Consider the following 23,985-nt stretch of genomic DNA (forward strand, 5'->3'; position numbering starts at 1 on the left):
CTTATGTCCGAGCAGTTTCTCTATTTTCTGCAGCAGATGTTTAACGGCGTCACGCTGGGCAGTACCTATGCGCTGATCGCCATCGGCTATACGATGGTGTACGGCATTATCGGCATGATCAACTTCGCCCACGGCGAGGTCTATATGATTGGCAGCTATGTCTCCTTCATGATCATCGCCGCGCTGATGATGATGGGCATCGACACCAGCTGGCTGCTGGTCGCCGCCGGCTTCGTGGGCGCCATTGTGATTGCCAGCGCCTACGGCTGGAGCATTGAGCGCGTGGCCTATCGGCCGGTGCGTAACTCCAAACGTCTTATTGCGCTGATCTCCGCTATCGGGATGTCTATCTTCCTGCAGAACTACGTCAGCCTGACCCAGGGCTCCCGCGACGTGGCGCTGCCGAGCTTGTTTAACGGCCAGTGGGTTGTCGGCCACAGCGAAAGCTTCTCCGCGACGATCACCACCATGCAACTGGTGATCTGGGTGGTGACTTTTATCGCCATGTTGGCCCTGACGCTGTTCATTCGCTACTCGCGGATGGGGCGCGCCTGCCGCGCCTGTGCCGAAGACCTGAAAATGGCCAGCCTGCTCGGGATTAACACCGACCGCGTTATCGCTCTGACCTTTGTCATAGGCGCAGCGATGGCGGCGGTGGCCGGCGTGCTGCTGGGGCAGTTCTACGGCGTGATTAACCCCTACATCGGCTTTATGGCCGGGATGAAGGCCTTCACCGCCGCCGTGCTCGGCGGTATCGGCAGTATTCCGGGCGCGATGATCGGCGGCCTGATCCTGGGTATTGCCGAAGCGCTCTCTTCTGCCTATCTCAGCACTGAATATAAGGACGTGGTTTCCTTCGCGCTGCTGATTCTGGTGCTGTTAGTAATGCCGACCGGCATTCTGGGCCGCCCGGAGGTGGAAAAAGTATGAAACCGATGCAAATTGCAATGGCGCTGCTCTCTGCTGCGATGTTCTTCATTCTGGCGGGCGTCTTTATGGGCGTGCAGCTGGAGCTGAACGGCACCAAACTGGTGGTGGATACCGCCGCCGATATTCGCTGGCAGTGGATCTTCATCGGCACCGCGGTGGTCTTTTTCTTCCAGCTGCTGCGGCCGCTGTTCCAGAAAGCGGTTAAGAACGTCTCCGGGCCGAAGTTTATTATGCCGGCGATTGACGGCTCAACGGTGAAGCAGAAGCTGTTCCTGATCGCCCTGCTGGTCATTGCCGTGGCCTGGCCGTTTATGGTGTCGCGCGGCACGGTGGATATCGCCACCCTGACGATGATCTATATCATCCTCGGCCTCGGGCTGAACGTGGTGGTCGGGCTTTCCGGCCTGCTGGTGCTGGGCTACGGCGGGTTCTACGCCATCGGCGCCTACACTTTCGCGCTGCTGAACCACTATTACGGTCTTGGTTTCTGGACCTGTCTGCCGCTGGCCGGCCTGGTCTCCGCGGCGGCTGGCTTCCTGCTCGGTTTCCCGGTACTGCGTCTGCGCGGCGACTACCTGGCGATCGTGACCTTAGGCTTCGGCGAGATCGTGCGTATTCTGCTGCTCAACAATACCGAAATCACCGGCGGGCCGAACGGCATCAGCCAGATCCCGAAACCGACCTTCTTTGGCCTCGAATTTAGCCGTAGCGCCCGCGAAGGCGGCTGGGATACCTTCAGCAACTTCTTCGGCGTCAAATACGATCCCTCCGACCGGGTGATTTTCCTCTACCTGGTGGCGCTGCTGCTGGTGGTGCTGAGCCTGTTCGTTATCAACCGCCTGCTGCGGATGCCGCTGGGGCGGGCGTGGGAAGCGCTGCGTGAAGATGAAATCGCCTGTCGTTCGCTGGGCCTGAGCCCGACGCGCATTAAGCTGACCGCCTTTACCATCAGCGCCGCGTTTGCCGGATTTGCCGGGACGCTGTTCGCCGCGCGCCAGGGTTTCGTCAGTCCGGAATCCTTTACCTTCGCCGAGTCCGCCTTCGTACTGGCGATCGTGGTGCTGGGCGGGATGGGCTCGCAGTTCGCGGTGATCCTGGCGGCTATTCTGCTGGTGGTGTCGCGTGAGCTGATGCGTGACTTTAACGAATACAGCATGTTAATGCTCGGCGGCCTGATGGTGCTGATGATGATCTGGCGTCCGCAGGGGCTTCTGCCAATGACGCGCGTGCAGTTGAAGCTGAAAAACGGTCAGGCGAAAGGAGAGCAGGCATGAGTCAGCCATTATTATCCGTCAGCGGCCTGATGATGCGTTTCGGCGGTCTGCTGGCCGTCAACAATGTGTCGCTGGAGCTCAGAGAGCGCGAGATCGTCTCGCTGATCGGCCCCAACGGCGCCGGGAAGACCACGGTCTTTAACTGCCTGACCGGTTTCTATAACCCTACCGGCGGCACCATTCTGCTGCGCGACCAGCATCTGGAAGGGCTGCCGGGCCAGCAGATTGCCCGGATGGGCGTGGTGCGGACCTTCCAGCACGTGCGTCTGTTCCGCGAAATGACGGTGATTGAAAACCTGCTGGTGGCGCAACATCAGCAGCTGAAAACCGGACTCTTCTCCGGTCTGCTGAAAACGCCGGCCTTCCGTCGGGCGCAGAGCGAAGCGCTGGATCGCGCGGCCACCTGGCTGGAGCGTATCGGCCTGCTGGAGCACGCTAACCGCCAGGCCAGCAACCTGGCCTATGGCGACCAGCGCCGGCTGGAGATTGCCCGCTGCATGGTGACCCAGCCGGAAATTCTGATGCTCGATGAACCCGCGGCGGGGCTGAACCCGAAAGAGACCAAAGAGCTGGACGAGCTTATCGCCGAGCTGCGTAACCATCACAACACCACCATCCTGCTTATCGAACACGATATGAAGCTGGTGATGGGCATTTCCGATCGTATCTACGTCGTGAACCAGGGGACACCGCTGGCCAACGGGACGCCGGAAGAGATTCGTAATAACCCGGACGTGATCCGCGCATACCTTGGTGAGGCATAAGATGGAAAACGCGATGTTAACTTTTGACAACGTCAGTGCCCACTACGGCAAGATTCAGGCGCTGCACAACGTCAGCCTGCATATCAAACAGGGCGAGATTGTGACGCTTATCGGCGCCAACGGCGCGGGGAAAACCACCCTGCTCGGCACGCTGTGCGGCGATCCGCGCGCCTCCAGCGGGCGCATTGTCTTTGACGGTAAGGATATTACCGACTGGCAGACGGCGAAGATCATGCGCGAGGCGGTGGCGATCGTCCCGGAAGGGCGGCGCGTCTTTTCGCGTATGACGGTGGAAGAGAACCTGGCGATGGGCGGTTTCTTTGCCGACCGCGATCAGTTCCAGACCCGCATCAAATGGGTGTATGAGCTGTTTCCGCGTCTGCACGAGCGCCGTATCCAGCGCGCCGGCACCATGTCCGGCGGCGAACAGCAGATGCTGGCGATCGGCCGCGCCCTGATGAGCCAGCCGCGTCTGCTGCTGCTGGATGAACCGTCATTAGGGCTGGCGCCGATCATTATTCAGCAGATCTTCGATACCATTGAGCAACTGCGCGAGCAGGGGATGACTATCTTCCTCGTCGAGCAGAACGCCAACCAGGCGCTGAAGCTGGCCGACCGCGGCTACGTGCTGGAGAACGGTCACGTGGTGCTGGAGGATACCGGCGACGCGCTGCTGGCCAACGAGGCGGTGCGCAGCGCCTATCTCGGCGGTTAATTCATCGCAACCCGGCGTCGTTCACTTCGCCGGTTTGTAGCCCGGGCGAGGCGCTTGCGCCGACCCCGGGAGCCGATCGCACAACTATTATCCGTGTCTCAGCTCCCACTTTACTTCCCCCGTCCTTTCATCGGCTTGTCATCTCTCTGACCCGTTACTATCTTTTTTTTGTAATAAAAAAGTTATTTTTCTGTAATTCGAACATGTCATGTTACCCCGCGAGCATAAAACGCGTGAAATCGCGCATCCGGCACAACAAGAGAGATAACCGATGATATCGTTACGACATACAGCTTTAGGACTGGCGCTGAGCCTGGCTTTTGCCGGTCAGGCCCTGGCGGTTACCACCATCCCGTTCTGGCACTCAATGGAAGGCGAACTGGGTAAAGAAGTGGATTCTCTGGCGCAACGCTTTAACGCGGCCAATCCTGATTACAAAATCGTTCCGGTATACAAGGGCAACTATGAACAGAGCCTGAGCGCCGGTATCGCCGCCTTCCGTACCGGCAACGCGCCGGCGATCCTGCAGGTGTATGAAGTGGGCACCGCCACCATGATGGCGTCGAAAGCCATTAAGCCGGTCTACCAGGTGTTTAGCGAGGCGGGCATCAAGTTTGATGAATCGCAGTTTGTGCCGACGGTCGCCGGGTATTACACCGATTCGAAAACCGGCCATCTGCTCTCCCAGCCGTTTAACAGCTCCACCCCGGTGCTGTACTACAATAAAGACGCCTTCAAAAAAGCCGGTTTAGATCCAGAGCAGCCGCCGAAGACCTGGCAGGATCTGGCGGCCTACACCGCGAAGCTGAAAGCTGCCGGGATGAAGTGCGGCTACGCCAGCGGCTGGCAGGGCTGGATCCAGATCGAGAACTTCAGCGCCTGGCATGGTCTGCCGGTGGCGACGAAAAATAATGGCTTTGACGGCACCGACGCGGTTCTTGAGTTCAATAAGCCGGAGCAGGTGAAGCATATTGCGCTGCTCGAAGAGATGAACAAGAAGGGCGATTTCAGCTACTTCGGGCGTAAAGACGAGTCCACTGAAAAGTTCTATAACGGCGATTGTGCCATTACCACTGCCTCGTCCGGCTCGCTGGCCGATATCCGCCAGTACGCCAAATTTAACTACGGCGTCGGCATGATGCCTTACGATGCCGATGTGAAAGGCGCGCCGCAGAACGCTATCATTGGCGGGGCCAGCCTGTGGGTGATGCAGGGCAAAGACAAAGAGACCTACACCGGCGTGGCGAAGTTCCTCGACTTCCTGACCAAACCGGAAAACGCCGCCGAGTGGCACCAGAAAACCGGCTATCTGCCGATCACCACCGCGGCCTACGATCTGACCCGTCAGCAGGGCTTCTATGATAAGAACCCGGGCGCCGATATCGCCACCCGCCAGATGCTGAACAAGCCGCCGTTGCCGTTCACCAAAGGCCTGCGCCTGGGCAACATGCCGCAAATCCGCACCATCGTCGATGAAGAGCTGGAGAGCGTGTGGACCGGCAAGAAAACCCCGCAACAGGCGCTGGATTCCGCCGTTCAGCGTGGGAATCAGCTGCTGCGCCGCTTCGAACAAGCGACCAAATCGTAATCTGTAACTTGCCCGGTGGCGCTGCGCTTACCGGGCCTACGATGTGCCCTATGTAGGCCGGGTAAGGCGTAGCCGCCATCCGGCATTGTTCAGGAACCCAATCTCCATGTCATCATCCCGTCCGGTATTCCGCTCGCGCTGGCTGCCCTACGTGCTGGTCGCGCCGCAGCTGATTATCACGCTGATTTTCTTTATCTGGCCCGCGGGCGAAGCGCTGTGGTATTCGCTACAGAGCGTCGACCCGTTTGGCCTCTCCAGCCAGTTCGTCGGCCTGGATAACTTCGTTGCGCTGTTCCATGACCCGTACTATCTGGACTCATTTTGGACCACCATAAAATTCAGCACCCTGGTGACCGTCAGCGGCCTGCTCATTTCGCTGTTTTTTGCCGCGCTGGTCGACTATGTGGTGCGCGGCAGCCGCTTTTATCAAACGCTGATGCTGCTGCCGTACGCCGTGGCCCCCGCCGTCGCGGCGGTGCTGTGGATCTTCCTCTTTAACCCCGGGCGCGGGCTGATCACTCACTTCCTTGGCGAGCTGGGCTACGACTGGAACCACGCGCAGAACAGCGGCCAGGCGATGTTCCTGGTGGTCTTTGCCTCGGTATGGAAGCAGATAAGTTACAACTTCCTGTTTTTCTTCGCCGCGCTGCAGTCGATCCCGCGTTCGCTGGTTGAGGCCGCTGCCATCGACGGCGCCGGACCAATCCGCCGCTTCTTCAAGCTGGCGCTGCCGCTGATTGCGCCGGTAAGTTTCTTCCTGCTGGTGGTCAACCTGGTTTACGCCTTCTTCGACACCTTCCCGGTGATCGATGCTGCCACCGCCGGCGGCCCGGTGCAGGCGACCACCACCCTGATTTACAAAATCTATCGCGAAGGTTTCGCCGGGCTCGATCTTTCCGCTTCCGCCGCGCAGTCGGTGGTGCTGATGTTCCTCGTCATTATCCTGACGGTGGTGCAATTCCGTTACGTTGAAAGTAAGGTGCGTTACCAATGATTGAGAACCGTCGCGGGCTGACGATTTTCAGCCACACCATGCTGATTTTGGGCATCGCCGTCATTTTATTCCCGCTATATGTTGCCTTCGTGGCGGCGACGCTGGATAACCAATCGGTGTTCGAAACGCCGATGACGCTGATCCCCGGCGGACATCTGCTGGAGAACATGAAGACCATCTGGGTGAACGGCGTCGGCGTCAACAGCGCGCCGTTCTGGCTGATGATGCTCAACAGCTTCATCATGGCGTTCGCCATTACGGTGGGCAAAATATTGGTGTCGATGCTTTCGGCGTTCGCCATCGTATGGTTCCGCTTTCCGCTGCGTAACCTGTTCTTCTGGCTGATCTTTATCACCCTCATGCTGCCGGTCGAGGTGCGTATTTTCCCGACGGTGGAAGTGATCGCCAATCTCAAAATGCTCGACAGCTATGCCGGGCTTACGCTGCCGCTAATGGCTTCGGCCACCGCCACCTTCCTGTTCCGCCAGTTCTTTATGACCCTGCCGGACGAGCTGATTGAAGCGGCGCGTATCGATGGCGCTTCGCCGATGCGCTTTTTTCGCGACATCGTGCTGCCGCTGTCGAAAACCAACCTCGCCGCGCTGTTCGTCATCACCTTTATCTACGGCTGGAACCAGTATCTGTGGCCGTTGCTGATTATTCAGGATGTGAATCTTGGCACCGCCGTCGCCGGCATCAAAGGCATGATCGCCACCGGCGAAGGCACTACCCAGTGGAATCAGGTGATGGCGGCGATGCTGCTGACCCTGATCCCGCCGGTTGTCATCGTTTTAGCCATGCAGCGCGCGTTTGTGCGTGGCCTGGTCGATAGTGAGAAATAAAATGGCTGGTTTAAAACTACAGGCAGTAAGCAAAAGCTGGGATGGCAAAACCCAGGTGATTCAACCGCTGACGCTGGACGTGGCGGACGGGGAATTTATCGTTATGGTCGGCCCGTCGGGCTGCGGGAAATCTACGCTGCTGCGGATGGTCGCCGGACTGGAGCGGGTGACCAGCGGCGATATCTGGATCGACCGCAAGCGGGTGACCGAGATGGAGCCGAAGGATCGCGGTATCGCCATGGTGTTCCAGAACTATGCCCTTTATCCGCATATGAGCGTGGAAGAGAACATGGCGTGGGGGCTGAAGATCCGCGGCATGGGTAAGGGATTGATCGCCGACCGGGTGCAGGAGGCGGCGCGTATTCTTGAGCTGGACGGCCTGCTCAAGCGCCGCCCGCGCGAGCTCTCCGGCGGCCAGCGCCAGCGCGTGGCGATGGGCCGCGCCATCGTGCGCGACCCGGCGGTATTCCTCTTCGACGAACCGTTGTCAAACCTCGACGCCAAGCTGCGCGTGCAGATGCGTCTTGAGCTGCAGCAGCTGCATCGCCGCCTGAAAACCACCTCGCTGTACGTTACCCATGACCAGGTGGAGGCGATGACCCTCGCCCAGCGGGTGATGGTGATGAACAAAGGCGTTGCCGAGCAGATCGGCACCCCGGTCGAAGTATATGAGAAACCGGCCAGCCGCTTTGTGGCGAGCTTTATCGGCAGCCCGGCCATGAACCTGCTGGAAGGGCGCATCAGCGATGACGGCGGTCGCTTTGAGCTGGCGGGCGGCATGCAGCTGCCGACGAATCATGAGCATCGGCGCCACGCCGGGCGTAAAATGACGCTCGGTATCCGCCCGGAGCATTTTATCTTAAGCTCGCAGGCGCAAGGCGGCATTCCGCTGCTGATGGACACCCTGGAAATTTTAGGTGCCGATAACCTCGCCCACGGGCGCTGGGGCGAACAGAAGCTGGTGGTCAGACTGCCGCACCAGCAGCGTCCGGCGGCAGGCAGCACGCTATGGCTGCATCTGCCTTTGGAACATCTGCACCTCTTTGATGGTGAAACAGGACAACGCGCATGAGTAACTGGCCTTATCCCCGTATCGTCGCCCATCGCGGCGGCGGTAAACTGGCGCCGGAGAACACCCTGGCGGCTATCGATGTTGGCGCCCGCTACGGGCATACGATGATTGAATTTGACGCCAAGCTGTCAAAGGACGGGCAGATCTTTCTGCTGCATGACGATAATCTCGAACGCACCAGCAACGGCTGGGGCGTGGCGGGGGAGCTGCCATGGGACGATCTGCTGAAGGTCGATGCTGGCAGCTGGTTCAGCCGTGAATTTAAGGGCGAGCCGCTGCCGCTGCTCTCCCAGGTGGCGGAGCGCTGCCGCCGTCACGGCATGATGGCGAATATCGAAATTAAACCGACCACTGGCCTTGGGCCGCAGACCGGCAACGTGGTGGCCCTGGCGGCACGGGAGCTGTGGGCGGGAATGACCGCACCGCTGCTGTCGTCGTTTGAAATCGATGCCCTGGAGGCGGCGCAGGAAGCCGCTCCCGAGCTGCCGCGCGGGCTGCTGCTGGATGAGTGGCGCGATGACTGGCGGGAGTTGACCACCCGGCTGGGCTGCGTGTCCATTCACCTCAACCACAAGCTGCTGGACGCCGGGCGGGTGGCAAGCCTGAAACAGGCCGGCCTGCATATCCTGGTGTATACCGTTAACAAACCCCAGCGCGCCGCCGAGCTGCTGCGCTGGGGCGTAGACTGCATCTGCACCGATGCCATTGACGTCATCGGGCCGGATTTCCAGCCTTAATATCCACTGCGCGGCGGCTGGCCTTTACGGGTTGGTCTGCCGCAGCATCCCTCCATTATTGTTCGGCAGCACCTGCTGCGGCGGATTGATATTCCCGCCCTGTGCGGCACGCTGCTGATTGGTCTGCAGCTGGTTTTGCAGATGCTGCTGCTGGGAGCGAGTCTGATTGTTCAGATTCTGCTTCAGCATGCTCTGCTGCTGCTGTTGCTGCACCTTCATCTCATTTTGCATGCGCTGCTGGCTGGGGACCACGTAACCCGGCTGATTGGGGTTGTTATCAATATTGATTGGCTGGGCTAAAACGCCGAGCGGCATCAGCGCCGCCAGAAATAACATCGCTTTCATGGTTTTCTCCTCCCGTGCGTGGGATCACTTAAGTGTACCTCGAATCCGCCATAACAATGATTTTTTAGGAGTTATCAACCAGGCTTAAGCGGGGAATGAAACCTACCTATCAGGAGTAAGACAATGATAAAAACAACAATCTGGCGTCAGGTGGTCATCGCTGCGTTGCTGGCGGGCGGGAGTTTTACCGTTGCCGCCAGTCCGCCACCGCCGCCGCCGGTCTCTTATGGCGTAGAGGAGGATGTGTTCCACCCGGTTCGCGCCCGACAGGGGATGGTGGCCTCGGTGGATGCCCTGGCCACCCGCGTCGGTGTGGACATTCTGCGCCAGGGCGGCAACGCCGTCGATGCGGCGGTGGCGGTCGGCTACGCGCTGGCGGTCACCCATCCGCAGGCCGGGAATATCGGCGGCGGCGGTTTTATGCTGCTGCGTACGAAAGACGGCAAGACCACGGCCATCGATTTCCGCGAAATGGCGCCGGAGCAGGCCACCCGCGACATGTTCCTTGACGATCAGGGTAACCCGGACAGTAAAAAATCGCTCACCTCGCATCTCGCCTCCGGCACGCCAGGCAGCGTCGCCGGTTTCTCTCTTGCCCTGGAAAAATACGGCACCATGCCGCTGAACAAAGTGATCCGCCCGGCGATTAAGCTGGCGGAAGAGGGCTTTATCGTTAACGATGCGTTGGCGGACGATCTGAAGACCTACGGCAGCGAAGTGATCCCGCAGCACGAAAACAGCAAAGCGATCTTCTGGAAGAACGGCGAGCCGCTAAAGAAGGGCGACCGGCTGGTACAGAAGAACCTGGGGAAAAGCCTCGAGCTGATTGCCGAGCACGGTCCGGATGCCTTCTATAAAGGCGCCATCGCCGACCAGATCGCTGAGGAGATGAAAAAGCACGGCGGGCTTATCACCAAAGCCGACCTCGCTAACTATAAGGCGGTGGAGCGCACGCCGATTAGCGGCGAATATCGCGGGTATGAGGTTTATTCCATGCCGCCGCCGTCTTCCGGCGGGATCCACATCGTGCAGATCCTCAATATCCTCGAAAACTTTGATCTGCAGAAATATGGCTTCGGCAGCGCCGACGCCATGCAGGTGATGGCGGAGGCGGAGAAACACGCCTATGCCGACCGCTCTGAATATCTCGGCGATCCTGACTTCGTCAAAGTGCCGTGGCAGGCGCTGACCAGCAAAGCCTACGCCAAAGCGATCGCCGCTGAGATCGACGTCAATAAGGCGAAGCCTTCCAGCCAGATCCGCCCGGGCAAACTGGCGCCCTATGAAAGCAACCAGACCACCCATTTCTCGGTGGTGGATAAAGAGGGCAATGCGGTGGCGGTGACCTATACGCTGAATACCACCTTCGGTACCGGCATTGTGGCCGGCGACTCCGGCATTCTGCTGAATAACCAGATGGATGATTTCTCGGCGAAGCCCGGCGTGCCTAACGTCTATGGCCTGGTGGGCGGCGACGCCAATGCGGTGGAGCCGAAAAAACGCCCGCTGTCGTCGATGTCGCCGACCATTGTGGTGAAAGACGGCAAAACCTGGCTGGTGACGGGCAGTCCCGGGGGCAGCCGGATCATCACCACCGTACTGCAGATGGTGGTCAATACCATCGATTTCGGGATGAACGTCGCAGAAGCCACCAACGCCCCGCGTTTTCACCATCAATGGCTGCCGGATGAGCTGCGGGTAGAGAAAGGCTTTAGCCCGGATACCCTGAAGCTGCTGGAGGCGAAGGGGCAGAAAGTGGCGCTGAAAGAGGCGATGGGCAGTACCCAGAGCATTATGGTGGGGCCGGACGGGATGCTGTATGGTGCCTCCGATCCGCGTTCGCCGGATGATTTAACGGCGGGGTATTGATATGTTGCCCGGTGGCGCTGTTGCGCTTACCGGGCCAACCACGGCACGAAAGTAGGCCGGGTAAGGCGAAGCCGCCACCCGGCAATAAGCTACTTCATTCTCGCCATATAATACGCATCCACATACTCACCGTTGCGCAGCGCGTAACGCTTGCCGGTGCCTTCGATCTCAAATCCGTGTTTTTTGTACACCGCAATCGCTGGCTCGTTATCGGCGAATACCGTCAGCTCGATGCGGTCAACGCGCAGCCAGTTATCGCACAGGTCGATCATCTCGCGCATCAGGGCGCTGCCGATACCGCGGCCCTGATGGCCTGCTGAAACCGCCATACCAAAGGTCGCAACGTGGCTGCGACGAGGGCGCGGCTCGACATGGAGCGACAGATGCCCGGTAACCCGATCGTCCAGCGTCGCTACCAGGTGGAAGGTATGGGGTTTGGGCTGTAGCTTCTCCTGCCAGGCTTCCATGGCGGGGTAAGGGATCTGTAGCGTGTCATGATAGACCTCCGGGTGCGCCATCAGCATACGTAAAGGTTCAGCATCGCGCGGTTCGGCATGGCGTATCACTATGTCACTCATTCCCCTATCCTCTTTTTGGTGGTTGATTCCCCTTCACCATCTCTGACGGCAGCCGGGGAGTCAATGTTGTTTTTTGCAAAAAAAGATAGACAAGTGCGAATGAGAATGATTATTATTGTCCTGCATTCAGGAAGACCCCTGCGGAAAGCCTGAAAGCACGACATTGCTCACATTGCTTCCAGTATTACTTTAGCCAGCCGGGTGCTGGCTTTTTTTTTGCTGCAATCTCAGGCGCTTTGCGGCCTGGCGGACGTCACGCCGTCTTCCGCAACCAGGCCGATGAGATGACTTTTGCTTTCCGCCGCGGCCAGCACCTCGGCGCTGCCGGTGAACAGGCCGCCCTTTTTAATCGCCAGCGAGCGATAGGTGAGGGTGCCATCCAAATTGCCATGCTCCTCAATGGTGATACTGTCGCCGCGACACTGGCCCTGCACCTTGCCGTCAATAATCAGCTCCCGGCAGCTGATGTTGCCCTCCACCTGGCCTTCACGCATCACCTTAATCAGATGTTCTTTAGCCTCAATGTTGCCGGTAAGCTGGCCGTGAATGTAGACATGGCCGCTGGCGACAATATTGCCAACGAAATGCACCCCGCTGGCGATGACCGTGGTCTCTTGTTTTTTACTGGCGACCGTTGGGGATTCTGGGTTATTTGCCGGAGGCGTGACCACTTCTGAAGTCTGGGGTTCCGTTTTATTTTTCTTAATAAACATTGGGTTAATCTTGTTCCGTTGGCTATAGAGGAGGAAGGCGACCAGCGCGCAGGCGGCCGCCAGGCGCGCCGGCACGATCGCATCGACAGACCAGGCGATCAGCGCGAGAAGCCAGAAAAAAAGGGCGCCGTTTAAGGCGAGATACTGTTTGTCCATTAGCAGCGGCTGGCTACTCCGTTAGTCATCAGCAACGTCCTGGTTTGCCCTCCACTTATCCGCAGTTTCGCCATTGAGATCAAGAGGTTTAGCCGGAAAATGGTGATTTAATCACTTATTAATCAATTAGTTATTAATAATTACGTATAAGTAGTGCACTACCTATTTTTTTGACGAATCTTCACGGAAAACGGACTGAGAGGATGAAGTCATGTCCCGGCTTGCGCTATGGTTGAAGGTAGCTCATTCACTAAGGACAGCGTTATGACTCTGCACTGCGCATTTATTGGCTTCGGCAAAAGCACCACCCGCTACCATCTTCCTTACGTATTACACCGCCAGGACCGCTGGCAGGTGGCGCACATCTACCGCCGTCGGGCGAAGCCCGAAGAGCAGGCGCCGCAGTATTCCCACATCCATTTCACCAGCGATCTCGATGAAGTATTAAACGACCCGCAGGTCAGGCTGGTGGTGGTCTGCACCCATGCCGACAGCCATTTTGAATATGCGAAAAAGGCGCTGGAGGCGGGGAAAAATGTGCTGGTGGAAAAGCCGTTCACCCCGACGCTGGAGGAAGCCAAAACCCTGTTTGCGCTGGCGAACAGCAAAGGCCTGACGGTGACGCCCTACCAGAACCGCCGCTTCGATTCCTGCTTCCTGACCACCAAGAAGGTGATTGAGAGCGGCAAGCTTGGCGAACTGGTGGAGATCGAAAGCCATTTTGACAACTACCGCCCGCTGGCGGAGACCAACCCTGGCGGTCCGCAAAACGGCGAGTTCTATGGCCTTGGCGTACATACCCTGGACCAGATTATTTCGCTGTTCGGCCGCCCGGACCATGTTGCTTACGATCTGCGCTCGCTGCGCAACAAAGCTAACCCGGACGATACCTTTGAGGCCCAGCTGTTCTACGGCGATCTGAAGGCTATCGTTAAGACCAGCCATCTGGTGCAGATCGACTACCCGAAATTCATCGTCCACGGCCATAAAGGCTCGTTTGTGAAATATGGTATCGACCAGCAGGAAACCAGTCTGAAAGCCAATATCATGCCGGGCGAGCCGGGCTTTGGCGCGGATGACAGCGTCGGCGAGCTGGTGTATGTCAACGACGCGGGGGAGACAGTGCGCGAAGCGGTCCCGCTGGAGAGCGGCGACTATGGCCGGGTATACGACGCGCTGTACGATACCCTCGTCAACGGCCAGCCAAATTACGTCAAGGAATCTGACGTTCTTACCAATATGGAGATCCTGCAGCGCGGCTTTGAGCAGCCATCACCGGCCACTATTACCCTGGTGAAATAAGCCCAATCGGCTCCTCTGCGCTTGTTCATATTTTTTGAACAGAGGAGTCAATTTTCACCCTCTATGATCGTTGGCGAAATGGGTCCACACTGACTCCATCGAAAACATATGGGGGTGCAACATGATCTACTTACGCAAAGCGAACGAACGTGGCCATGCTAACCATGGCTGGCTGGATTCCTGGCATACTTTCTCTTTCGCCAACTATTACGACCCGAACTTTATGGGCTTCTCCGCCCTGCGGGTGATTAACGATGACGTCATCGACGCCGGTCAGGGCTTCGGTACCCACCCGCACAAAGACATGGAGATCCTGACCTATGTGCTGGAAGGGGCGGTGGAGCACCAGGACAGCATGGGCAACAAAGAGCAGGTGCCGGCGGGCGAGTTTCAGATCATGAGCGCGGGTACCGGGGTGCGTCACTCTGAGTACAATCCGAGCAAAACCGATCGTCTGCGTCTGTACCAGATCTGGATTATTCCGGAAGAAACCGGCATTACCCCGCGCTACGAGCAGCGCCGCTTCGACGCCGCCCAGGGCAAACAGCTGGTGCTGTCGCCGGATGCGCGAGATGGCTCGCTGAAGGTGTACCAGGATATGGAACTGTATCGCTGGGCGCTGCTGAAAGATGAGCAGTCGGTTCACCAGATTGCTGCGGAACGCCGCGTCTGGATCCAGGTCGTCAAAGGCGAAGTGACCATCAACGGTACCAAAGCTACCACCAGCGATGGTCTGGCCATCTGGGATGAGCAGGCGATTTCGGTTCATGCCGACAGCGATAGCGAAATCCTGCTGTTCGATCTGCCGCCGGTTTGATAGTTATCTGAGGTAGTCTATACCCAAAATAATGCGAGTTGCAGGAAGGCGGCGACGCAGCGAATCCCCAGGAGCTTACATAAGTAAGTGACTGGGGTGAGCGAGGAAAGCCAACGCGCATGCAACTTGAACTATGATGGGTATAAATAAATTGCGCAACCTTCCCTAACATGAGGGAAGGTTGCGCTTTGTCCGTGATAAACTGAGAAAATGTTTCCCCGTTGATCACAGTCAGGACGATGAAAAAGAAAAGACCCGTACTTCAGGATGTAGCCGATCTTGTCGGCGTGACCAAAATGACGGTCAGTCGCTATTTACGCAACCCGGAGCAGGTCTCCGAAGCGCTGCGTGGCAAGATTGCCGTTGCTCTCGATGAACTGGGTTATATTCCCAATCGCGCCCCTGACATTCTCTCCAACGCCACCAGCCGCGCGATTGGCGTGCTGCTGCCATCGTTAACCAACCAGGTGTTCTCGGAAGTGCTGCGCGGTATTGAAAGCGTCACCGACGCCTTCGGCTATCAAACCATGCTGGCGCACTACGGCTACAAGCCGGAAATGGAAGAGAAACGCCTCGAATCAATGCTCTCCTGGAACATTGACGGCCTGATCCTCACCGAACGCACCCATACGCCTCGCACCCTGAAGATGATTGAAGTCGCCGGCATTCCGGTGGTGGAGCTGATGGACAGCCGGTCGCCATGCCTCGATATTGCGGTCGGGTTTGATAACTTTGAAGCTGCCCGGCAGATGACCGAGGCGATCATCGCCCGCGGCCACCGCCACGTCGCCTATCTGGGGGCGCGTCTTGATGAACGTACTATCATCAAACAGAAGGGGTACGAGCAGGCGATGCTCGACGCCGGTATGACGCCCTACAGCGTGATGGTGGAGCAGTCCTCGTCCTATTCATCCGGGATTGAGCTGATGCGCCAGGCGCGTCGCGAATACCCGCAGCTTGACGGCATCTTTTGCACCAACGATGACCTCGCGGTCGGCGCGGCCTTTGAGTGCCAGCGCCTGGGGCTGAAGATCCCCGATGATATGGCAATTGCCGGTTTCCACGGCCACGATATCGGCCAGGTGATGGAGCCGCGGCTGGCCAGCGTCCTGACTCCGCGTGAGCGGATGGGGCGCATCGGCGCCGAACGTCTGCTGGCGCGCATTCGTGGCGAAGCGATTACCCCTAAGATGTTAGATTTAGGTTTCACATTGTCACCGGGCGGATCAATTTAAACTGACAAGTTTGAAGTAGATCACACATATTCACATCTGGCACGAATGGATATTGCTTCTCCACAGGTCCGGCATGACAATGTTACCGATAACAGTTACCCGTAACAATTAACCGATACGCCGCCTTCGCGCTCAATGAGTCTCAGCCACGGCGCGGCGTACCTGTCCGGTGGGAGGATGCTTTGAGCACGACTAATCATGATCACCACGTCTACGTTCTGATGGGCGTTTCCGGCAGCGGAAAATCCGCTGTCGCCAGCGAAGTGGCGCATCAGCTGCATGCCGCGTTTCTCGACGGCGACTTTCTGCATCCGCGCAGCAATATCACCAAGATGGCTTCCGGTGAGCCGCTCAACGATGACGACCGTACCCCGTGGCTGCAGGCGTTAAATGACGCCGCGTTTGCCATGCAGCGTACCAATAAGGTGTCGCTGATCGTCTGCTCGGCGCTGAAGAAGAGCTATCGCGACATTCTGCGCAAGGGCAACCCGAACCTCTCCTTCATCTACCTGAAAGGCGACTTCGAGGTGATCGAAAACCGTCTGAAGGCGCGTAAAGGGCACTTCTTCAAAACCCAAATGTTGGTGACGCAGTTTGAAACGCTGCAGGAACCAGGCGCCGACGAGAGCGATGTGCTTATCGTCGATATCGACCAGCCGCTGGAAGGCGTGGTGGCCAGCACCATTGAGGTGATCAACAAAGGCAGTCACTAGTGAGTACTTTAACGCTTGTTTTAACAGCAGTCGGCTCGGTATTGCTGCTGCTGTTTTTAGTCATGAAGGCGCGGATGCACGCCTTCGTGGCTTTGATGGTGGTTTCTATTGGTGCAGGTCTCTTCTCCGGCATGCCGCTGGATAAAATCGCGGCGACGATGGAGAAGGGGATGGGCGGTACGCTGGGCTTCCTGGCGATCGTCGTCGCGCTGGGCGCGATGTTCGGCAAGATCCTGCATGAAACGGGGGCGGTCGATCAGATTGCCGTCAAGATGCTCAAATCCTTCGGCCACAATCGCGCGCACTATGCGATTGGTCTCGCCGGCCTCATCTGCGCGCTGCCGCTGTTTTTCGAAGTGGCGATCGTACTACTGATCAGCGTCGCCTTCTCGATGGCGCGCCATACCGGCACTAACCTCGTGAAGCTGGTGATCCCGCTGTTTGCCGGGGTGGCCGCCGCCGCAGCGTTCCTGCTGCCGGGACCGGCGCCGATGCTGCTGGCGTCGCAAATGCACGCCGACTTTGGCTGGATGATCCTGATTGGCCTGTGCGCGGCAATTCCGGGGATGATTATCGCCGGGCCGCTGTGGGGCAACTTCATCAGCCGCTACGTTGAGCTGCATATTCCTGACGACGTGACCGAGCCGCATCTCGGCGAAGGCAAAATGCCCTCCTTCGGCTTCAGCCTGTCGCTGATCCTGCTACCGCTGGTGCTGGTAGGCCTGAAAACCATCGCCGCGCGCTTTGTGCCGGTGGGGTCTACCGCTTACGAATGGTTCGAATTTATCGGTCACCCGTTCACCGCGATCCTGGTGGCCTGCCTGGTGGCGATCTACGGCCTGGCGGTACGTCAGGGGATGGCGAAAGACCGGGTAATGGAGATCTGCGGCCATGCGCTGCAGCCGGCGGGAATTATCCTGCTGGTGATCGGGGCTGGCGGCGTCTTCAAGCAGGTGCTGGTTGACTCCGGCGTCGGCCCGGCGCTTGGTGAAGCGCTGACCGGCATGGGGCTGCCGATCGCCATTACCTGCTTCGTGCTGGCGGCGGCGGTGCGTATCATCCAGGGATCTGCCACCGTGGCGTGCCTGACGGCTGTCGGCCTGGTGATGCCGGTGATTGAGCAGCTGAACTACAGCGGCGCGCAGATGGCGGCATTATCTATCTGTATCGCCGGAGGCTCGATTGTGGTGAGCCACGTGAACGACGCCGGCTTCTGGTTGTTCGGTAAATTTACCGGCGCCACCGAAGCCCAGACGCTGAAAACCTGGACGATGATGGAAACCATCCTCGGCACCACCGGGGCGATTGTCGGCATGATTGCCTTCCAGCTTCTGAGCTAAGTCTGTTCGTCACCCGCTCGCGGGAGGCCAAAAGCCAGGGTAACGCCGTTTACCCTGGCTTCCCGGCAATAAGCCGCGCTTTTTCCCTCTTTTCTCTTCCGGCTCCTCGCCCTTATTAGCGCTACGACGATACTCGTATCCTTCGGCAAGCCTTGCTGCACCTGGGTTTGTTGCTTCTTTTTGGCAAGGGGAAAATCAGCCGATTTCGTGCTTAATCCATAATCAGGATCAATAAAATCGCAACGGAAAATGTTCCATTCCCTGGGTGATTTCCCCGATAATCATTGCGCTTTTGACGACTACCAGCGACGGTGGACAATGCGCAGGATAAGTTGCTTTTCTGATTGTTCAGCAATCATTGATTAATTTCACTTGCGACTTTAGCTGCATTTTGTAAGGTGAGGGATAATCCAGTTGGAAACTGGTCAGGCACAAACAGCACACACCTCGCAGGAATACGTTATGAAAAATGTTGGTTTTATCGGCTGGCGCGGAATGGTCGGCTCTGTTCTCATGCAACGCATGGTTGAAGAGCGCGATTTCGACGCCATTCGCCCGGTGTTCTTCTCTACCTCCCAGCTGGGACAGCCAGCGCCGTCATTCGGCGGTAGCACCGGTGGCACGCTTCAGGATGCGTTCGATCTGGACGCGCTGAAGGCACTGGACATTATTGTCACGTGCCAGGGCGGCGATTACACCAACGAGATTTATCCGAAGCTGCGCGAAAGCGGCTGGCAGGGTTACTGGATTGACGCCGCCTCTTCGCTGCGCATGAAGGACGATGCGATCATTATCCTCGACCCGGTTAACCAGGACGTGATCACCGCCGGCCTGAACAACGGCGTAAAAACCTTTGTCGGCGGCAACTGTACCGTCAGCCTGATGCTGATGTCCCTCGGCGGCCTGTTTGCCCAGGATCTGGTGGAGTGGGTCAGCGTGGCGACATACCAGGCGGCTTCCGGCGGCGGCGCGCGTCATATGCGCGAACTGCTGAGCCAGATGGGCCAGCTGCACAACCACGTCGCGACAGAGCTGGCGGACCCGGCTTCCGCCATTCTGGAAATCGAGCGCAAAGTGACGTCGCTGACCCGCAGCGGCGAGCTGCCGGTGGATAACTTCGGCGTTCCGCTGGCGGGCAGCCTGATCCCGTGGATCGACAAACAACTGGATAACGGCCAGAGCCGCGAAGAGTGGAAAGGCCAGGCGGAGACCAACAAGATCCTCGCCACCTCGTCCGTTATCCCTGTAGACGGCCTGTGCGTCCGCGTTGGCGCGCTGCGCTGCCACAGCCAGGCGTTCACCATCAAGCTGAAAAAAGATGTCTCTATCCCGACCGTTGAGGAGCTACTGGCCGCGCACAACCCGTGGGCCAAAGTGGTACCGAACGATCGCGACATTACCATGCGCGAGCTGACCCCAGCCGCGGTGACTGGCACCCTGACCACCCCGGTCGGACGCCTGCGTAAACTGAATATGGGACCGGAATACCTGTCGGCCTTTACCGTTGGCGACCAGCTGCTGTGGGGCGCCGCCGAGCCGCTGCGCCGGATGCTTCGCCAGCTGGCGTAAGCGCAGGATGAACAGAAAGGGGGTCTTCGAGCCCCCTTTTTTTTTGCGTAATACAAGGAGTAAACGCGGATGTTAGATTTTTCCCCACGGAGGTAACTCAGCCTTGGCTATGCTTTAAGTAAGGAATTCCTTACCTGAAGGTGGGACGGAGCAGAAGGATGCAAAAAGCGCTGCGCCGTTCAGGTCAAAAAAGTCGCCAGTTACAGGAATGAGCGACACTTACAACAGGATGAAAGCATGTCTAATCATATCGATAGAGACGTGATTAATGCGCTAATCGCCGGTCATTTCGCGGACCCTTTTTCCGTGCTCGGCATGCACCGTACCGACGCCGGGCTGGAAGTGCGCGCATTATTACCCGATGCCACCGATGTGTGGGTTATTGAACCAAAAACCGGACGCAAAGTCGGCAAGCTCGAATGCCTCGACTCGCGTGGTTTTTTCAGCGGCGTTCTGCCGCGGCGTAAAAACGCCTTTCGCTATCAGCTGGCCGTCACCTGGCACGGACAGCAGAATCTGATTGATGACCCTTATCGCTTTGGTCCGCTGCTGCAGGATCTTGACGTCTGGCTGCTGTCGGAAGGGACCCACCTGCGCCCTTACGAAACGCTGGGCGCGCATGCCGCCACCATGGACGGCGTTACCGGCACCCGTTTCTCGGTGTGGGCGCCGAACGCCCGCCGCGTCTCGGTGGTGGGGCAGTTTAACTACTGGGACGGCCGACGCCACCCGATGCGATTCCGCAAAGAGTCCGGGATCTGGGAGCTGTTCGTTCCCGGCGCGCACAATGGCCAGCTGTATAAATTCGAACTGATTGACGCCCACGGCCACCTGCGGGTCAAAGCCGATCCTTATGCCTTTGAGTCGCAAATGCGTCCGGAAAGCGCCTCGCTTATCTGCGACTTGCCGCCCAAAGTGGAACAGCCGGCGGACCGCAGAGCGGCGAACCAGTTTGATGCCCCGATCTCTATCTATGAAGTGCATCTCGGCTCCTGGCGCCGCCATACCGACAATAATTTCTGGCTGAGCTACCGCGAGCTGGCCGACCAGCTGGTCCCCTACGCGAAATGGATGGGCTTCACCCATCTCGAGCTGCTGCCGGTTAACGAACACCCGTTCGACGGCAGCTGGGGCTATCAACCTACCGGCCTCTATGCACCGACCCGCCGTTTCGGCACTCGTGACGATTTCCGTTACTTTATCAACGCCGCGCACGCCGCCGGGCTGAACGTCATTCTTGACTGGGTGCCCGGCCACTTTCCGGCGGATGATTTTGCCCTTGCCTCGTTTGACGGCACTTCGCTGTATGAGCACAGCGATCCGCGCGAGGGATATCACCAGGACTGGAATACCCTGATCTACAACTACGGACGTCGGGAAGTCAGCAACTACTTGGTGGGTAACGCGCTGTACTGGATCGAACGCTTCGGCATCGATGCGCTGCGCGTCGACGCGGTGGCCTCGATGATCTATCGCGACTACAGCCGCAAGGCGGGGGAGTGGATCCCTAACGAATACGGCGGCCGGGAAAATCTGGAAGCCATTGAGTTTCTGCGCAACACCAACCGCATCCTTGGCGAACAGACGCCGGGCGCGGTCACCATGGCGGAAGAGTCCACCGATTTCGCCGGGGTAACCCGTCCGCCAGCCGGCGGCGGCCTCGGTTTCTGGTTCAAATGGAACCTCGGCTGGATGCATGACACCCTGGATTACATGAAGCTCGATCCGGTGCATCGCCGCTACCATCACGACAAAATGACCTTCGGCATGCTCTACAACTACACCGAGAACTTTGTGCTGCCGCTCTCCCACGATGAAGTGGTGCACGGCAAAAAATCGATTCTCGACCGCATGCCGGGGGATGCCTGGCAGAAGTTCGCTAACCTGCGCGCCTACTACGGCTGGCTGTTCGCCTTCCCGGGGAAAAAGCTGCTGTTTATGGGCAATGAGTTCGCTCAGGGCCGCGAGTGGAACCACGACGGCAGCCTCGACTGGCATCTGCTGGAGGGCGGCGACAACTGGCACCACGGCGTTCAGCGGCTGGTGCGCGACCTGAACCATACCTATCGCCACCATAAGGCGCTGCACGAGCTGGATTTCGACCCGTACGGCTTCGAATGGCTGGTGGTCGACGACCATGAGCGCTCGGTGTTTGTCTTTGTGCGCCGCGACCGGGCCGGGAACGAGATTATCGTCGCCAGCAACTTCACGCCGGTACCGCGCCATGACTACCGCTTCGGCATCAACCAGCCGGGCCGCTGGCGCGAGGCGTTGAATACCGACTCAATGCACTATCACGGCAGCAACCAGGGCAACGGCGGCGTGGTGGAAAGCGATGCTATCCCCAGCCACGGTCGCGAACATTCGCTGTCCCTGACCCTGCCGCCGCTGGCGACGATCTGGCTGGTCCGGGAGGCGCAATGACCAACCTCGCGGCAGGCAAACCTGCGCCGTTGGGCGCCAGCTATGACGGCAAAGGGGTGAACTTCGCCCTCTTCTCCGCCCACGCGGAGCGGGTGGAGCTGTGCGTGTTCGACGAGCAGGGCAACGAGCAACGCTTCGATCTCCCGGCGCGCAGCGGCGACATCTGGCACGGCTGGCTGGCTGCCGTCGGGCCGGGCCTGCGTTACGGCTACCGGGTGCATGGTCCCTGGGATCCGGCGCAGGGACACCGCTTTAACCCGGCCAAGCTGCTGCTCGATCCCTGCGCGCACCGGGTGGAAGGCGAGCTGCCGGACGACGAACGCCTGCACGGCGGAATGTGGCAGCCGGATCATCGCGACAGCGCCGCGATAGCGCCAAAATCGCAGGTCGTGGATCTGCATTACGACTGGCTGGGCGATCAACCGCCGCGTACCCCGTGGGGGGAAACGGTGATTTATGAAGCGCACGTGAAAGGGCTCACCCTGCTTAATCCGCAGCTGCCGGAAGCCATTCGCGGAACTTATAAGGCGCTGGGCCACCCGGTAATGATCGCTTACTTCAAATCGCTGGGCATTAGCGCCCTTGAGCTGTTGCCGGTGGCGCAGTTCGCCAGCGAGCCGCGACTGCAGCGGATGGGGTTGAGCAACTACTGGGGCTACAACCCGCTGGCATGGTTCGCGCTGGATCCGCGCTATGCCAGCGACCCGACGCGCGCCCTGGATGAGTTTCGCGATGCGGTTAAGGCGCTGCACGCCGCCGGTATCGAAGTGATACTGGATATCGTGCTCAACCATAGCGCGGAAATCGATCTTGAAGGTCCCACCGTCTCCCTGCGCGGAATCGACAACCGTAGCTATTATTGGGTAAGGGAAGATGGTGATTATCACAACTGGACCGGGTGCGGGAATACGCTCAATCTCAGCCACCCGGGGGTAGTGGAACTGGCGCGCCAGTGTTTGCGCTTCTGGGTGGATGAGTGCCATGTCGACGGTTTTCGCTTCGATCTCGCCTCAGTGATGGGGCGGACACCGGAATTCCGCCAGGATGCGCCACTGTTCGAGGCTATCCGCCACGACAGCGTGCTGTCGCAGGTGAAACTGATCGCCGAACCCTGGGATATCGGCCCGGGGGGCTACCAGGTGGGCAATTTTCCCCCGCTGTTCGCCGAGTGGAACGACCATTTTCGCGATAGCGCCCGCCGCTTCTGGCTGCAGCAAAACGTCTCCCTGGGGGATTTCGTGCAACGCTTCGCGGCCTCCAGCGATCTCTTTGCCCGTGATGGCAAGCCGCCATCGGCGACGGTCAACCTGGTGACGGCCCACGATGGCTTCACGCTGCGCGACTGCGTTTGTTTCAATCAGAAACACAATGAGGCAAACGGGGAGGAGAATCGCGATGGGACTAACAATAACTACAGCAACAATCATGGTATAGAAGGATTAGAAGCTAATTTTGCGGTGATTGAACGGCGACGCGCCAGCGTGCATGCGCTGCTGACGACGCTGCTGCTGGCTCAGGGGACGCCGATGCTGCTGGCGGGCGATGAGCAAGGCCACAGCCAGCACGGCAACAATAATGCTTACTGCCAGGACAATGCCCTGACGTGGCTGGACTGGCGCCAGGCGAACCCGGGATTAACCGCCTTTACCGCGGCGCTGATCCACCTGCGCCGGCGCATTCCGGCGCTCACCCGCAACCGCTGGTGGCAGGAGGGGGATGGCAGCGTCCGCTGGCTTAATCGCAATGCCCAGCCGCTGACTGCCGGGGAGTGGCAGCAGGGTGCAGCGTGTATGCAAATCCAGTTGTCGGATCGCTGGCTGCTCACGCTGAACGCCACCGCAGAGGTGGTCGATATGGTTTTACCCGAGGGGGAATGGCGCGCCGTTCCTCCATTCGCCGGAGAGGATAATCCGGTCATCATGGCTGTCTGGCATGGGCCCGCGCACGGAGTGTGCGTATTTCAAAGGTCGTAAGCCCTGAAGCTTCCGGTAAACCCGTGGCGGCGGCG

General features: G+C 58.8%; 21 protein-coding genes and 1 pseudogene. 18 read left to right on the forward strand and 4 right to left on the reverse strand.

Annotation, left to right across the window (positions count from 1 at the left end; genetic code table 11):
- The first annotated feature begins 3 nt into the window (after positions 1-3).
- The 9 genes from livH to ugpQ all read left to right on the forward strand — a co-directional run bounded on the left by livH (position 4) and on the right by ugpQ (position 8,916).
- Positions 4-930, forward strand: a complete 927-nt coding sequence (livH, locus tag GT756_RS20145; RefSeq protein ID WP_160125027.1) for a high-affinity branched-chain amino acid ABC transporter permease LivH — start codon at positions 4-6, stop codon at positions 928-930.
- The gene (gene livM / locus GT756_RS20150; RefSeq protein WP_004202111.1) at positions 927-2,204 is read left to right on the forward strand and encodes a branched chain amino acid ABC transporter permease LivM; all 1,278 of its coding nucleotides are present in this window, start codon (positions 927-929) and stop codon (positions 2,202-2,204) included. The genes livH and livM overlap by 4 nt, the downstream gene beginning before the upstream one ends.
- On the forward strand, positions 2,201-2,968 hold the full coding sequence (gene livG / locus GT756_RS20155; RefSeq protein ID WP_160125028.1) for a high-affinity branched-chain amino acid ABC transporter ATP-binding protein LivG: 768 nt from the start codon (positions 2,201-2,203) through the stop codon (positions 2,966-2,968). The genes livM and livG overlap by 4 nt, the downstream gene beginning before the upstream one ends.
- 1 nt (position 2,969) lies before the next feature.
- Positions 2,970-3,683 (forward strand): high-affinity branched-chain amino acid ABC transporter ATP-binding protein LivF, encoded by a 714-nt coding sequence (livF, locus tag GT756_RS20160; protein ID WP_004145133.1) that lies wholly within the window; start codon positions 2,970-2,972, stop codon positions 3,681-3,683.
- Positions 3,684-3,954: 271 nt separating this feature from the next.
- Positions 3,955-5,271 carry a sn-glycerol-3-phosphate ABC transporter substrate-binding protein UgpB gene (gene ugpB, locus GT756_RS20165; RefSeq protein ID WP_004174008.1) on the forward strand — a complete coding sequence of 439 codons (1,317 nt, stop codon included), beginning with the start codon at positions 3,955-3,957 and terminating at the stop codon, positions 5,269-5,271.
- Positions 5,272-5,377: 106 nt separating this feature from the next.
- Positions 5,378-6,265 (forward strand): sn-glycerol-3-phosphate ABC transporter permease UgpA, encoded by an 888-nt coding sequence (ugpA, locus tag GT756_RS20170; RefSeq protein WP_004202113.1) that lies wholly within the window; start codon positions 5,378-5,380, stop codon positions 6,263-6,265.
- Positions 6,262-7,107 (forward strand): sn-glycerol-3-phosphate ABC transporter permease UgpE, encoded by an 846-nt coding sequence (ugpE, locus tag GT756_RS20175; protein WP_160125029.1) that lies wholly within the window; start codon positions 6,262-6,264, stop codon positions 7,105-7,107. The genes ugpA and ugpE overlap by 4 nt, the downstream gene beginning before the upstream one ends.
- A 1-nt stretch (position 7,108) precedes the next feature.
- A complete protein-coding gene (locus tag GT756_RS20180) occupies positions 7,109-8,179 on the forward strand; it encodes a sn-glycerol-3-phosphate import ATP-binding protein UgpC (protein WP_017899977.1) in 1,071 nt (356 codons plus the stop codon).
- Positions 8,176-8,916 (forward strand): glycerophosphodiester phosphodiesterase, encoded by a 741-nt coding sequence (gene ugpQ / locus GT756_RS20185; protein WP_004202117.1) that lies wholly within the window; start codon positions 8,176-8,178, stop codon positions 8,914-8,916. Before GT756_RS20180 ends, ugpQ begins: the two co-directional genes overlap by 4 nt.
- Positions 8,917-8,940: 24 nt before the next feature.
- On the opposite strand, the gene GT756_RS20190 is transcribed toward ugpQ, so the two are convergent.
- The gene (locus tag GT756_RS20190; protein ID WP_004202118.1) at positions 8,941-9,261 is read right to left on the reverse strand and encodes a DUF2756 family protein; all 321 of its coding nucleotides are present in this window, start codon (positions 9,259-9,261) and stop codon (positions 8,941-8,943) included.
- A gap of 123 nt (positions 9,262-9,384) precedes the next feature.
- On the opposite strand from GT756_RS20190, the gene ggt reads away from it, so the two are divergent.
- Entirely contained in the window at positions 9,385-11,130 is a 1,746-nt protein-coding gene (gene ggt / locus GT756_RS20195; protein ID WP_017899976.1) for a gamma-glutamyltransferase, read from the forward strand.
- Between the two features lie 89 nt (positions 11,131-11,219).
- Here the strand turns inward: ggt and yhhY are convergent, their stop codons facing one another.
- Both yhhY and GT756_RS20205 read right to left on the reverse strand, forming a co-directional pair.
- Positions 11,220-11,696 carry an N-acetyltransferase gene (gene yhhY, locus GT756_RS20200; protein ID WP_072140523.1) on the reverse strand — a complete coding sequence of 159 codons (477 nt, stop codon included), beginning with the start codon at positions 11,694-11,696 and terminating at the stop codon, positions 11,220-11,222.
- 239 nt (positions 11,697-11,935) lie between these two features.
- A complete protein-coding gene (locus GT756_RS20205) occupies positions 11,936-12,577 on the reverse strand; it encodes a polymer-forming cytoskeletal protein (RefSeq protein WP_160125030.1) in 642 nt (213 codons plus the stop codon).
- Positions 12,578-12,841: 264 nt separating this feature from the next.
- On the opposite strand from GT756_RS20205, the gene GT756_RS20210 reads away from it, so the two are divergent.
- The 5 genes from GT756_RS20210 (at position 12,842) to gntU (ending at position 17,984) form a co-directional block, all read left to right on the forward strand.
- On the forward strand, positions 12,842-13,879 hold the full coding sequence (locus GT756_RS20210; protein ID WP_049004487.1) for an oxidoreductase: 1,038 nt from the start codon (positions 12,842-12,844) through the stop codon (positions 13,877-13,879).
- A 121-nt stretch (positions 13,880-14,000) separates the two neighbouring features.
- Positions 14,001-14,696, forward strand: a complete 696-nt coding sequence (locus GT756_RS20215) for a pirin family protein (protein WP_002920779.1) — start codon at positions 14,001-14,003, stop codon at positions 14,694-14,696.
- A 239-nt stretch (positions 14,697-14,935) separates the two neighbouring features.
- A complete protein-coding gene (gene gntR, locus GT756_RS20220; RefSeq protein ID WP_160125031.1) occupies positions 14,936-15,931 on the forward strand; it encodes a gluconate operon transcriptional repressor GntR in 996 nt (331 codons plus the stop codon).
- 182 nt (positions 15,932-16,113) lie between these two features.
- Entirely contained in the window at positions 16,114-16,644 is a 531-nt protein-coding gene (gntK, locus tag GT756_RS20225; protein WP_004202126.1) for a gluconokinase, read from the forward strand.
- Positions 16,644-17,984 (forward strand): gluconate transporter, encoded by a 1,341-nt coding sequence (gene gntU / locus GT756_RS20230; RefSeq protein WP_004202127.1) that lies wholly within the window; start codon positions 16,644-16,646, stop codon positions 17,982-17,984. Before gntK ends, gntU begins: the two co-directional genes overlap by 1 nt.
- Here gntU and GT756_RS25990 read toward each other — a convergent pair.
- Positions 17,981-18,343, reverse strand: a pseudogene (locus GT756_RS25990) (hypothetical protein). The gene gntU and the pseudogene GT756_RS25990 overlap by 4 nt on opposite strands.
- Before the next feature lie 103 nt (positions 18,344-18,446).
- Between GT756_RS25990 and asd the strand changes: the two are divergent.
- From asd to glgX, 3 genes are all read left to right on the forward strand, one after another.
- Complete coding sequence (asd, locus tag GT756_RS20235) at positions 18,447-19,553, forward strand: aspartate-semialdehyde dehydrogenase (RefSeq protein WP_017899971.1); 1,107 nt, start codon at positions 18,447-18,449, stop codon at positions 19,551-19,553.
- 237 nt (positions 19,554-19,790) lie between these two features.
- Positions 19,791-21,977, forward strand: a complete 2,187-nt coding sequence (gene glgB / locus GT756_RS20240; RefSeq protein WP_017899970.1) for a 1,4-alpha-glucan branching enzyme — start codon at positions 19,791-19,793, stop codon at positions 21,975-21,977.
- Complete coding sequence (glgX, locus tag GT756_RS20245; protein WP_160125032.1) at positions 21,974-23,950, forward strand: glycogen debranching protein GlgX; 1,977 nt, start codon at positions 21,974-21,976, stop codon at positions 23,948-23,950. The genes glgB and glgX overlap by 4 nt, the downstream gene beginning before the upstream one ends.
- Positions 23,951-23,985 lie beyond the last annotated feature (35 nt).

This window comes from Klebsiella sp. Q2, from assembly GCF_009900705.1.
Lineage (GTDB): Bacteria > Pseudomonadota > Gammaproteobacteria > Enterobacterales > Enterobacteriaceae > Klebsiella > Klebsiella quasipneumoniae.